The 13,107-nt window shown below is 72.9% G+C and carries 9 protein-coding genes; all 9 read left to right on the plus strand.

Annotated features, from left to right (window positions below; translation table 11 throughout):
• Positions 1-4: 4 nt before the first annotated feature.
• From Adu01nite_RS13840 to Adu01nite_RS13880, 9 genes are read left to right on the plus strand one after another with little or no spacing between them, the layout of a single operon-like run.
• Positions 5-1,096, plus strand: a complete 1,092-nt coding sequence (locus Adu01nite_RS13840; protein WP_203727109.1) for a hypothetical protein — start codon at positions 5-7, stop codon at positions 1,094-1,096.
• A complete protein-coding gene (locus tag Adu01nite_RS13845) occupies positions 1,096-1,596 on the plus strand; it encodes a phage baseplate assembly protein V (protein WP_203727110.1) in 501 nt (166 codons plus the stop codon). Before Adu01nite_RS13840 ends, Adu01nite_RS13845 begins: the two co-directional genes overlap by 1 nt.
• Positions 1,597-1,599: 3 nt before the next feature.
• Entirely contained in the window at positions 1,600-1,959 is a 360-nt protein-coding gene (locus Adu01nite_RS13850) for a GPW/gp25 family protein (RefSeq protein WP_203727112.1), read from the plus strand.
• Positions 1,956-4,277: a putative baseplate assembly protein gene (locus Adu01nite_RS13855; RefSeq protein WP_203727114.1), complete on the plus strand. Its 2,322-nt coding sequence runs from the start codon at positions 1,956-1,958 to the stop codon at positions 4,275-4,277. Before Adu01nite_RS13850 ends, Adu01nite_RS13855 begins: the two co-directional genes overlap by 4 nt.
• Position 4,278: 1 nt before the next feature.
• The gene (locus Adu01nite_RS13860) at positions 4,279-6,921 is read left to right on the plus strand and encodes a putative baseplate assembly protein (protein WP_203727116.1); all 2,643 of its coding nucleotides are present in this window, start codon (positions 4,279-4,281) and stop codon (positions 6,919-6,921) included.
• Positions 6,918-8,942 carry a hypothetical protein gene (locus Adu01nite_RS13865; RefSeq protein ID WP_203727118.1) on the plus strand — a complete coding sequence of 675 codons (2,025 nt, stop codon included), beginning with the start codon at positions 6,918-6,920 and terminating at the stop codon, positions 8,940-8,942. The genes Adu01nite_RS13860 and Adu01nite_RS13865 overlap by 4 nt, the downstream gene beginning before the upstream one ends.
• An 8-nt stretch (positions 8,943-8,950) precedes the next feature.
• The gene (locus Adu01nite_RS13870) at positions 8,951-10,300 is read left to right on the plus strand and encodes a DUF6519 domain-containing protein (protein ID WP_203727120.1); all 1,350 of its coding nucleotides are present in this window, start codon (positions 8,951-8,953) and stop codon (positions 10,298-10,300) included.
• Complete coding sequence (locus Adu01nite_RS13875; RefSeq protein WP_203727122.1) at positions 10,297-10,839, plus strand: hypothetical protein; 543 nt, start codon at positions 10,297-10,299, stop codon at positions 10,837-10,839. The genes Adu01nite_RS13870 and Adu01nite_RS13875 overlap by 4 nt, the downstream gene beginning before the upstream one ends.
• Before the next feature lie 46 nt (positions 10,840-10,885).
• Positions 10,886-13,105, plus strand: a complete 2,220-nt coding sequence (locus Adu01nite_RS13880) for a CHAT domain-containing protein (RefSeq protein ID WP_239132397.1) — start codon at positions 10,886-10,888, stop codon at positions 13,103-13,105.
• Positions 13,106-13,107 lie beyond the last annotated feature (2 nt).

A 13,107-nucleotide genomic window follows, 5' to 3' on the forward strand; every position in this document is an offset into this window, starting at 1 on the left:
CAGCATGGGGCGGGATCTCACCCGGCCGGTGCCGGCCGAGGTGGGGGACGCGCTTCTCTCCGCGCAGATCACCTCGACCGCGGGGGAGCGCAGTGGGTTTCAGCTCGCGTTCGATCTCACCAAGAACGGGCCCATCGCTCGTCGCTACCTGCCGGAGCGGTTCTTCCACCCCAAGACCCGCGTGGTGATGAGCACGACCCTGCGGGGGGCCACCACGGTGCTCTTCGACGGGCTGATCACTCGGCAGGAAGTGGGGTCCAGCAATCGGCCTGGGCAGTCCACGCTCACCATCACGGGCGAGGACCTCACGCTTGTCATGGATCTGGAGGAGCGCGCGGAGGGCTTCCCCAACCTGACGCCGGCGCAGCGGGCCGAGATGATTCTGCGGCGGTATGCCAACTACGGGATCACGCCGCGGGTCATCACCGAGCAGGTGCCGCAACCTCCCGATGCCGTGGAGCGGATCGACTTTCAGACCGGGACCGATCTGCAATATCTGCATCAGCTGGCGCGGGCCAACGGGTACACGTTCTATCTGGATCCGGGGCCGGACGCCGGGCGGTCCATCGCCTACTGGGGGCCGCAGATCCGGACCGGGGTTCGGCAGCATGCGCTCTCCGTCAACATGGACGCCAACTCCACGGTGGATCAGCTGACCTTTGCGTATGACGGGTTGGCGAGGGAAGAGCCGACGGCGCTCGTGCAGGATCCGGCCACCCGTGGGGTCAGCCAGCTCGCTCAACCCTCGATCGATCCGCTGCGGCCGCCGCTCGGGCGTGACCCCACCGAGGCGCTCAAGCGGCCCAGCCTGCGGGACACCGCCAAGCTGACCACCGCTCAAGCCCAGGCCGAGCTGCTGGCCCGGGCGGCCACCTCGGCCGACGCCATCGCCGGGTCCGGCTCGCTCGACGTCACCCGCTACGGCTACGTGCTGCGGCCCCGGGAGCTGGTCGGCGTGCGCGGCGCGGGGGTCGCGTACGACGGGGACTACTTCGTCGCCTCGGTCACGCACACGCTGCGGCCGGGGGCCTACCTGCAGAACTTCACCATCTCCCGCGAGGGAATGGTCGCTCGCAGCGGGACGGTGCGGCCCTGATGCCCGACAACAATCGCTTTCTCGGTAAATATCGGGGCCGCGTCGTCGACAACGATGATCCCCGGCGGATCGCGCGAGTGCGGGCCGAGGTGCCCGATGTACTCGGGCGGGAGTGGTCGACCTGGGCGCTGCCGTGCCTGCCGTTCACCGGCGAAGGGTTCGGGCACTTCAACCTGCCGGCCGTCGGGGCGGGCGTGTGGATCGAGTTCGAGCAAGGGGATCCGAGCCACCCGATCTGGTCCGGCACCTGGTACGGCGCCCCGGAGGAGCTGCCACCGGACGCCCGGGATGCGGGCGAGCCGGTGGTCATCCAGACCCGCGCGGGCAACAAGCTGGTCATTTCCGACACCGCCGGCGGCGGGATCCTGCTGCGGGCCGGCGGTGCGTCCGTGCGGATCGGTGGTGGCGAGGTTCATCTCGCCGACGGCAACGGCGGGACGGTGTCGATCGTCAACGGCGCGGTCACCGTCAACACCCAGATCTTTCCCAGGAGCAACTGACCGATGAGAACCGATATCGCGTTCCCCTATCGCATCAGGCAGGGCCGGACCGCGGGCGCCACCTACGACGAGCACGTGCGTGACCTCGTCGAGCAGCTGCTGTTCACCGGCCCGGGGGAGCGGGTGATGCGGCCCGACTTCGGCTGCGGCCTGCTCGACCTGGTGTTCGCGCCGACCGGGCCGGAGCTTCGCACCGCGCTGGAGTTGTCGGTGCGGGCGAGCATCCAGCGCTGGCTCGGCGAGCTGATCGACGTGCGCGCGCTGGACATGTCGGTGGCCGGCGGGGCGGTCCGGGTCAGCCTGCGCTACACCGTCCGGCGCACCGGCGCCGAGCGCGACGACATGTTCGAGGGGCGGCCATGAGCAGGCGCGCCGCGATCCGGGAAGCGGGCCACAACGGGGTCGACGAGGTCGAGGTCAGCGACGACGGGCGGCAACTCACCGTCACGTTCCTCGGGCGGGCGCCGGACGGGCTGACGCCGGGCAACGTCCGCATCGACGGAGGCCGCCGAGTCACCGGGATCGTCGCCGTCGAGGTGTCGGTGGAGCACGCCGACGACCCGGAGCTGGACGACCGGCTGCTCGTCACCGTCGACCGGCCCGGCGACACCTCCCGCTACCGCCTGTCGATCGTGGAATCCGGCGGGCACGAGCCGTACCACGGCTTCGACCAGCGTTATTACCGCACCGGGTTCCGCTTCTGGCCGGACCGGCCGGCGGCGTTCGACCCCGACCGGGCCGCGCCGGAAAAGCCCGGGGAACCCGCGCCGGTCATCGACTACACCGCCCGCGACTACGACACCGTCCGGCGGCTCATCCTGGACCGGCTGGCGCTGACCGTGCCGGGCTGGATCGAACGCAACCCGGCCGACCTCGGCGTCACCCTGGTCGAGCTGCTCGCCTACACCGCCGACCAGATCTCCTACCAGCAGGACGCGGTGGCCACCGAGGCCTACCTGGACACCGCGCGGCACCGGGTGTCGGTGCGGCGGCACGTCAAGCTGATCGACTACCCGATGCACGACGGCGGCAACGCCCGCGCGATCGTGGTCGCCGAGGTCGCCGAGCCGGTCACCCTGGAGCCGGGCTCGTACCGGTTCGCGGCGCAGGACGAGATCTTCGAGCCGCTCGACCGGCGCCCGGTGAAGCTGCGCCCGGAGCACAACGCCATCCGCTTCTGGACCTGGGCCGGCGACGAGCGCACCCGCCCGCCCGGCGCCACCGGCGTGACCCTCCGCGACGACGACCGCTGCCTGCGCCTGCACCCCGGCGACGTGCTGGTTCTCGAGGAGAACGACCCGAAACACCGCCAGGCCGTGCGCCTGACCACGGTCACCCCCGACGTCGACCGGCTCACCGACCAGCCGGTGCTGGAGGTGACCTGGGCGGCGGAGGACGCGCTCACCTTCCGGCTCGACCTGGCGAACGGCGTGGCCCGCGGCAACGCGATCGTCGTCGACCATGGCAGGACGGAGGAGACCGGTGACGAGCCGCTCCACGACGTCACCCAGGCCGCGCCCTACCCGTCGCCGGAGCAGATCTGTGCCGCGCAGGCCGCACACCTCGCGGCCCTCCCGCACCGGGAAGACCTGACCAGGCGCCTGGACGTGCTGATCGCCCGCGCCCAGGCCGGCACCGTCCTCGGCGACCACATCGCCGAGGAGATCGCGCAGACCTGGGGCCGGGAGTACGCGATCGGCCTGCACCCCACCGACCCGGCCCTGGCCGGCCCGATCGCGAAGCTGGCCGGCGACCCCCGTCAGGCCCTGCCCGCGGTGGAGGTGCGGCACGCCGGCCAGACCTGGGTCCCCCACCGTGACCTGCTCAGCAGCGGCCCCCGCGACCGCCATTTCGTCGGCGAGCTCACGAACGACGGCCGCCTGACGCTGCGTTTCACCAAGGAGATCCCCGGCCGAAAAGCCATCCGCTACCGGACCGGCGGTGGCACGGCCGGCAACGTGGGCGCCGAAGCGATCTGCGTCCTGCTGCGGAACGACGAAGATCAAACGCTCGTACGCGTACGCAATCCTCTTCCGGCTGTTGGTGGCACCGACCCGGAGCCGATCGACCAAGCGCGCCGGCTCGCTCCGCTTGATCTGAAGCGCCGCAAGGCGCGGGCCATAACCGCCGCCGACTACGCCGAGCTGGCGTCCGCCCTGCCGGGTGTGCAGCGCGCGGCCGCCGAGATCCGCTGGACCGGCAGCGGCGCCGAGGCGCACGTAGCGGTCGACGCCCGCGGCACCGGCATCCCGTCGCCGCAGCTGCTGGCCGAGGTGGCGCACCGCCTTGAGGCGTACCGCCGGATCGGCCACGACCTGATCGTCGAACCCGCCCGGCCGATCCCGCTGGACATCGTGCTCGACGTGCACGCGGCCCCCGGCCACCAGCAGGGCCGGATCGCCGCGCAGCTGCACCACCGGCTGATCGCCGCGTTCCGGCCGGACGCGCTGACCTTCGGCGATCCGGTCCGGGTGAGCCGGCTGACCGCGCTGGCCGCATCGGTGCCCGGCGTGCGCAGCGCCCGGGTGACCCGGCTGCGCCGGCTGTTCGCCCCGGACGCGGGCGAACTGGCGGCCGGCCTGCTGCGCCTGGGCCCGCTGGAGGTCGCGCGGTGCGACAACGACCCGGACCGGCCGGAGAACGGCCGCCTGGTCATCGACCTGACCGACGGGGGCGAATGACGTGCACCACGGCGACTTCCTGGAAGCCATGCTCGCCGATCCGGCGCTGCGCGGCCTGACCGTACGCACCACCGACGACCCGTCGATCGCCCTGCTCGACGCGGCCGCCGTGGTCGACGACCTGCTGGCGTTCCACACGAGACGGATCGCCGCCGAGGGCTACCTGCGCACGGCCCGCGACCGGCGATCGCTGGGCCTGCTCGGCAGGCTTGTCGACTACCGCCCGCGGCCCGGCCTCGCCGCCGACACCCATCTGGCCTACCGGCTGGACGAGCGGTCGCAGCCGGGCGAGGTGCTGATCCCGCGCGGTTCGCTGAGCCGCAGCGTGCCGGCGGTGTCCGGCGAGCAGCCGCAGGCCTTCGAGACCGACGCCGACCTGACCGCCCGCGCCGACTTCAACGAGCTGCCGGTCCTGCTGCACCGGCCGGGCGTCCTGACCCCCGGCGACCTGGGCCGGCTCACCGAGATCCTGCTGGCGGGCACGAATACGCTGCTGGTCGTCGGTGACCGGTTGCTGTTCGTCTTCGGCACCGAGATCCTGCGCCTGGTCACGGTGACCAGTGTCCAGGTGGACCGCGAGCGGGACGTGACGATGGTCGGCTTGTCGGTTTTGTCCGATGACAACGGTGCAGACGACGCCTTGACCAGCCTGTTCGCGCTCCGCGTGACCGACGCGCCATTCGGGGCCACCGCCCGTCTCCAACCAGTCCGTGATGATCAAGGAAGGGTCATCAACCTGACCGACTGGCCGCTGGCCGGCGCGACCCTCACCACCACCCGGATCGTCTTCGACACGGCCGGCCGCACCGCGCAGCGGGCCGAGCTGATCTTCGCGAGGCCGGAAGGCACCGTGCAGCACGCCGAGGACCTGCCGACCGAGACGAAGACGATCAACCTCGGCGACGGTCAGGTCAGGGTGACCGGCACCGAGGCGGCGGTCGACGTCGACTGGGCGACCCACCGGCTGGCCGTCGCCACCCCTGCCGCGGACCGCCGCCTGCGAGTCACCGTCGACGACCGCGAGTTCGAGCTCGCCCCCGGCGACGAGGAGAAATTCACCACCGGCAATCAAGAGATCAGCGTCCGGTACGCCGCCGCCACCCAGCCCGCCTCGGTGGAGATCGCGGTCGCCACCGTCCCCGAGGAGAGCACCCGGAGGGTCCTGTCCCTGGATGCCGTGCACACCACGATCACCCCCGGCAGCCCGGTCGTCATCGAGCGCGCGGGCCGCCCGGTGATCATCACCGAGGTCGTCGAGGCGCGCACGGCCACCTACGCGGCGTTCGGCATCACCGGCCGCGGCACCCGGCTGGTGCTGGCCGACCCGTGGCTGGACGAGCACGACGTGCTGCTCGCCCAGATCCGGGACACCACGGTGTACGCCGCGGGCGACGCCCTGGTGCCGGCCGGCGAGCCGGTCACCGAGCCCGTGCACGGCAACCGGATCGAGCTCGCCGGACGCCACGGCGGCCTGCGCCCCGGCCGCCTCCTCGCGGTCACCGGCCCGCCCGGGGTGGAGATCGTGGTTATCGCCGCGGTCGAGGACGCCACCATCACCCTCACCGAGGCCCTGACCGGCCGATACCCGCGCGACGCGGTCCGGATCCTCGGCAACGTGGTGCCGGCCGGCAACGGCGAGAGCCGCGACGAGCCGATCGGCAGCGGCGACGCCACCGCGGCCAACCAGACCTTCACCCTCTGGCAGGAACCGCTGACCTGGCTGCCGGCCGGCAACCCGCTCGGCGCCCGGCCGGCCCTGGAGATCCGGGTCGACGGGCTGCTCTGGCAGGAGGCCGACAGCCTGGCCGGGCGCGGCCCGGCCGAGCGGGTCTACGCGCTCGGCGCCACCCCGGCCGGCCGGACCACGGTCACCTTCGGCGACGGCCGCAACGGTGCCCGGCTGCCGACCGGGCAGGAGAACGTGCGGGCCCGCTACCGCTTCGGCGGCGGCGCGGCCGGCAACCTGCCCGCCGGCCGGATCACCCAGCCGGTCACCCGGCCGATCGGCGTCATCGGGGTCACCAACCCGATCCCGGCGACCGGCGGCGCCGACCCGGACGGCCCGGGGCTGGCCCGGCGGCGCATCCCGCTGACCGTGTCCACCCTGGACCGGCTCGTCTCGGTCCAGGACTACGCCGAGTTCGCCCGCTCCCGGGTCGGCATCGGCCGGGCCGCGGCCCGCGAGGTGTTCGACGGCCGCCGCCGGGTCGTCGAGGTCACCGTGGCCGGCGTCGACGACGTACCGATAGCTCCGGATTCTGATCTTCTGCCCGCGCTCCGCGCGGCACTCGCCGCGCACGGGGACCCCCACCTGCCGGTCCGGGTGGCCGTCCGCGATCTTGTGCCGTTGCGCCTGGTGGCCGCGGTGAAGGTGGCGCCCGGGCACAGCTGGGAGCTGGTCGAACCACGCCTGCGGGCGGCGCTGCTGCAGCGGCTCGGCTATGTCGGCCGGGAGCTGGGGCAGGCCGCCTACCTCAGCGACGTCCTCGCGGTGGCCGACCGGACGCCCGGCGCCGACTACGCCGACGTGGCCGTCTTCGCCACCGCCACCGGCCCCGACGAGCCGCTCCCGGTGATCAACGCGAGGCCGGACCAGTTCGCCGTCCTCGCGTCCGACGACCTGACCCTCACGGAGATCGCATGACCAGCGACGAACTCGCCGACCTGCTGCCGAGGTGGCACCGGATCGCCGACGAACCGGGCGGCGAACCGCTGCGCGCCCTGCTCTCGGTGATCGCCGAGCAGATCGAGCGGGTCCGCGGCGAGGTCGGCCAGACCTATGCGAACTGGTTCGTGGAGACCGCCGACGAGTGGGCGCTGCCGCTGATCGGCGAGCTGGTCGGCTACCGGCCGCTCGCCGGCTACCAGCGCGTCCTCAGCGCCGGGCTCCGGGACGGCGGACCGGCCGCGGAGTCGGCGCGCCGGCTGGCCGAGGCACTCGCCCCGCGTCGCGACGTGGCCGCCACCGCCGGCTATCGGCGCCGCAAGGGCACGCTGTCGCTGCTCGAAGAGCTGTCGCCGTGGCCGGCTCGCGCGGTGGAGAACTCCCGGCTGCTGGCGCATACGCAGCCCGTCCGGCTGTTTCAGCCGGGGCGCGTCCCGCGGGGATCGCTCGCCGACCTGCGCGACGGCGCGGCCCTGGACCTGATCGGCACCCCGTTCGCGGCGGTCGCCCGGACCGTTGACCTGCGCAGCGGCGGGGTCGAACTGTTCGTCTGGCGGCTCGCCGCCCACCCGGTCACCCGGGCGCCGGCCAACTGCGTGGACAGTGCCCGCAACCTGTTCACCTTCTCGGTGCTCGGCAACGACACCCGCCTGGTCACCAAGCCCGAACCGGAACCGTCCACCACGCACCTCGCCACCGTCGACAACGTGCCCGCCTACCTGCGGCGGCGGTTGTTCGCCGACCGGCTCGCCGACTACTACGGGCCGGGCAAGTCGGTGGCGATCTGGCGGGCGGACCGGCTCGTGCCGATGTCCGCGATCGTGGTCGCCGACCTCACCGGCTGGCGCTGTCAGCCCCGCCGCGACCAGGTGGTCGTCGACCCGGAGCTGGGCCGGATCGCGTTCAGCCCGCGGTCCGGGCCGGGCGAGGGAGTGTGGGTCAGCTACCACCACGCGTTCGGCGACGAGCTCGGCGGCGGCGAGTATCCGCGCGACCTGCCCACCCCGGACCGGACCGTCGTCTACCGGGTCGGGGACGGTCAGGAGTACCGGCGGATCACCGACGCCTATCGCAGGTGGCGCGACGAGCGGCCCGCCGAGGCCGTCATCGAGATCACCGACAACGGTGCCTACCAGGAAGAGCTCGGCTTCGAGCTGGCCGAGGGGCAGCGGCTCACGCTGCGCGCCGCCGACGGGGTCCGGCCGGTGCTGCGGCTGCTCGACTGGTCGAGCAACCAACCGGACGCGCTGGAGATCGGGGCCACCGGCGAGGGCACGGCGATGACCCTCGACGGGCTGCTGATCACCGGGCGCGGCATCCACGCGCGCGCGTCGCTCGGCGCGCTCACCCTGCGGCACTGCACCCTGGTGCCCGGCTGGTCCCTCTCATCTTCGTGCGCGCCGTCCGCACCGGCCGAACCGAGCCTCGTGCTGGAGCGCGCCACCGGCTCGGTGCACATCGACCGGTGCGTGCTCGGCTCGATCCAGGTGCTCGGCGACGAGGTCGGCACCGACCCGCTGCCGCTGCACCTGCACGACAGCATCCTCGACGCCACCGGCCACGACCTCGCCGCACTGTCCGCGCCCGGCGGCGGCCACGCCCACGCCGAGCTGCACTGCCGCCGGGTCACCGTCCTCGGCGAGGTGCACGTCCACGCCGTCCGCATCATCTCCGGCAGCATCCTCGGCGGGATCCTCCAGGTCGCCCGGCGCCAGGCCGGCGGGGTGCGGTTCAGCCGGGTGCCGGCCGGCTCGCGGACGCCGCGCCGCTATCGCTGCACCGAGGCGCCGGCCCCGCTCGCGAGCGTCCGCTACGGCACCGCCGACTACGCCCGGCTCGCCGCGAACTGCCCCGCCGAGATCGTCCGCGGTGCCGAGGACGGCGCCGAGATGGGCGTCTTCCACGACCTCTACCAGCCGCAACGCGAGGACAGCCTGCGCGCGCGCCTCGCCGAGTACACGCCCGCCGGCACCCACGCCGGACTCACCTTCGTCTCCTGAGGACCGTCATGCACGCAGATCTGTCCCGCGTCACCTTCCGGCCCGACCGGCACTATTCGCGGGTCCTCGCCCAGCAGGGCCGGGTTCAGCTGGACGCCGACCTCAACGAACAGAACCAAATTCAAGACCACCGTTTGCGTACGCTCGTGAGCGACCTGATCGGACCGGACGGCGGCCCGCGCCACGACGCCGGCTTCGCGATCACGCCCGTCCCCGGACCGCCGGCCGACCTGACCATCGGGGAGGGCCGCTACTACGTCGACGGCTTCCCGATCGACGCGACCCGGGCGGTTCCCGGCGTGGCCGTCCCCGACGAGGGCGACCCGGCCGAACCGGAGGACCCGGAGCCGTGGAGCTACCGCACCCAGCCCGACGGGTTCCGCGACGAGTTGCCGGGCGCCTTCCCGTACCTCGCGTATCTCCAGGTGTGGGAACGCTCGGTCACCGCCGCCGAGGACCCGGCGCTGCGCGAGGTGGCGCTCGGCCCGGCGATGCCGGACACCGCCGCCCGGGTCCGGGTGGTCTGGCAGGTCCGGGCGCTGACCGAGGCCGAGCTCGGCCTCGCCGGCACCGGCGAGCCGGCCGCGATCCGGGCCGCCCTCGCCGACTGGGCCGGCCGCGACGACGAGCCGTCGATGGCGGCCCGGGCCCGCCGCCCCGACCGTGCCGACGACGAGCCCGGCCTGATCGAGCCGGGCGCCCGCTACCGCGGCCCGGAGAACCAGCTCTACCGGGTGGAGATCCACGACGGCGGCACGGCCGCCCGGGCGACGCTGAAGTGGTCGCGGGAGAACGGCTCGGTGGTGTTCGGCGTGGACGCGATCGACGGCACCTGGGTCGACCTGGCGACCCTCGGCGCCGACGAGAAACTCCAGCTCGGCGTGGGGGACTGGGTGGAGGCGGTGGACACCGCGTCCGCCGGGCCCTCGCCCCTGCTCCAGGTCGAGGAGGTCGACCTCTATGCGAGCCGAGTGCGTCTCTCCGCCGAGCCGGGGCCGCACTCCTACCTGCGGCGCTGGGAGAGCGGCGCGGTCACCCTCAAGGCGGGCCGGTGGCTGCCGCTCGAGGACGGCGTCGAGGTCTACTTCCGGGCCGGTGACTTCACCTACGCCACCGGCGACTACTGGCTGATCCCGGCCCGCACGGTGACCGGCGACGTCGAGTGGCCGCGCGACGCCGAGCAGCGCCCAATGCTGATCGAACCGGCCGGGCCCGCCGTCTCCTACGCCCCGCTCGCCTGGGTCACCGGGCCCGGCGAGGCCACCGACCTGCGGCTGATCTTCGACCCGCTGGCTCCCCAGCCGGTCGAGGCCGCCGCCCCCAAACGTAAGCCCCGCAGAAAGGCCACCGAGGCATGAAAACCGCCGTCATCGCCGCCGCCGTCCTGCTCCTCACCACCGGGAGCGCCTCCTACGCCCACCAGGCCGCCGCGGCCTGCACCGGGCAGCTCCACCCGAACGCGAGCTTCGAACGCGGTACCACCGGCTGGACCGCCGGCCCGCGCATCGTCGTCCTCGCCGACCCGGCGCGGCCCGCGCACACCGGCCTTGCCTACGCGACCTTCGCCGGCCTCGACGTCACCCGCACCGACCTGCTGCGCGGCAGCGTGACGGTGCCGGCCGGCTGCAACCTGACGGTCGGGTTCTGGGCGCGGGTGACCACCACCGAGACCACCCGCGGCGACTACCTCAACGCCGGACTGTCCATCACCGGCACACCCCCGAAGACCCTGTTCTCGCTGGCCTTCGACCACGCGACGGAGTGGCAGCAGCACACCAGCGCGGCCGGCACGGCCACCACCGAGCGGACCGCGACGGTCAGCTTCTACGCGAGCGAACAGGCCGGCAACGGCACGACAGCGTTCGATGTGGACGACGTGACGTTCACGCTGAGCTGACCGGCTACGGTTGCTTTCTCCTCCGAGAAGGACGCCGCTCGTGTCGATGATCACCGCGCAGTCGTGGGAAGACTTCCGCCGGGAGTACGAGTCGGTGTGGGCGCCGGTGCTCGTGCGACTTGGCCAGGAGTACGGCAATGAGTATTTCCGTGCCGGCCCGGGCACGCTCGCAGCGCTGAGTGACCTGTCCGCCGCGATCGACGCTCTCTCCGAGGCACTCCCGCTGATCGACCACGACGACTCGATCCGCGGGCAGGTGGCCGGCCTGCTCGGCTGGCTCCTTGCGGCCCGATATCTGGTGCACAACGGCGATCCCGCCGATCGGGAGACAGGTCTCGCCCTGCTCGACGAGGCTGCCACCCAGAAGAGTGTTTCGCCGATACAGGCGGCAACGGTGCGGCTTTCGGCCGGGCAGCTGCATATGAGCAGGGCCACCGAGGCCCTCCGAGCGCTCGGGCCGGAGCGAGGATTGTCCGGCCAGACGCTACGGGCTGCCGGCCAGGCCGCTGGGGTGGCGGCCCAGCGATTCCGTGAGGTGATCGACGGCCCGACGATCAGTGCCGAAGTCACCAAGATGGCGCAGAACCTGCTGGCGATGGCAGAGGCGTTGCAGCCGTTGGGGGACGGAGACCCGGCCCACTTCGATCTCGGCAAGATGATCAACATCATGGCGGTGCTGCAGCGGGTCCAGCAGGACATGCAGGGCGACGTCAAGTCGCCGCCGAAGAACAGCCAGGACGGCCTGTTGGGCCTCGACATCGGTCGACTTCCGGAGGGTGCCGGCCCGGCGGTGCCCACGGATCCCGCCGGCCATGATCAACTGCGTCGCTTCCTGGTCGGGGAGATGCCCACCCGGGTCCGCGTCGGTGAGGACTTCAGCCTGGTCGCGCGGATCGTCGTGGACCGCCCCGACCAGGACGCGCCGTCCGCGGCCATGCCGGCCCTCGCGGTCGGACCGGCCGGCGTCGACGTGGTCATTCTGGTGCAGGTCGACTCGGGTCTGGCCGGCACGGAGACATTGCAGGCCACCGTTCGCGTCCCATACCAGCGTGGCTCCGCGCCCGTGCGGTTCTCGCTGCGGGCCGTCCGGGAAGGGCTGCGGCGGGTCCGGCTGTCCGCCTGGAACGGCGGCACCGCGCTGGCCGAGGTCGAGCTCGAAGTGTCCGCCGAGGACCGGCCGGTCGCCGAGAGCAACCAGCGCCGCACCTCACCGATCGCGGACCTGAAGGGCCGGGCCGGTGAGCTGACCATGCAGGTCGGCTTCGACGGCGCCCGCTACTCGTTCCAGATCATCTCGCACCGTTTCGTCTCCGAACCGGTGGTGGCCCGCTCGCTGACCGAGGCCCCCGGCACCGCCGTCGACCGCACCGTCGAGATGCTGCGCCGCTTCGCCACCTCCTCGGGCGGCGGCTACGGATCGGCCCATCCGTACAGTCCGGCGACCGCCCGCCGCTGGGTGGAGGAGACCGGCGTCGGGCTTTGGCAGGACCTGGTGCCGGACCCGATCAAGGAGGCGTTCTGGGAGCTGCGCGACGAGATCGGCACGTTCACGATCGCCTGCGCCGACGACCGGGTCCCGTGGGAACTGCTCTACCCGCTGTCCCGCACCGAGGACCACGGCTTCCTCGCCCAGCAGTTCCCGGTCGTACGCCGGGTGATCGGCCAGCTCTCCGCCCCGAAGATCTCGCTCGGCGCCCCCCGGTTCGTGGTGCCGCCGCGGGCCCCGGCCAACGCCGACGCCGAGATAACCCGGCTGCGGCAGATCCTGGGCGGCCCGCCCGGCGAGGTGATCAGCCACCTCGATGAGCTCCTCGACGTCCTCGACCGCGGCCCGGACGCCGGCATGCTGCACTTCGCCTGCCACAACACGTTCTCGTCGGAGGGCGGCTCGTCGATCACCATGGACGGCGGCCCGTTCCTCCCGCAGATGCTCAACCGGGCGGTGACCCGGCGATCGTTGTACGACCATCACCCGTTGGTGTTCATCAACGCGTGCCGCAGCGCGGGCGCCGCCCCCGAGTACACGAGGATGATGAGCTGGGCCGACCAGTTCATGCGGGCCGGCGCGGGCGCCTTCATCGGCACGTTGTGGCCGGTCAACAGCGACCGGGCGGCCGAGTTCGCCGAGGCTTTCTACGCGGAGATGGCGGGCGGCGCCCAGCTGGGTCCGGCGACGATGGTGGCCCGGGCCGCGACCGAGCGCGGCGGCGACCCGACCTGGCTCGCCTACTCGGCCTACGGTGATCCCGCCGCGACCGCGGCCTGAGC

The organism is Paractinoplanes durhamensis (genome assembly GCF_016862175.1).
Taxonomy (GTDB): domain Bacteria; phylum Actinomycetota; class Actinomycetes; order Mycobacteriales; family Micromonosporaceae; genus Actinoplanes; species Actinoplanes durhamensis.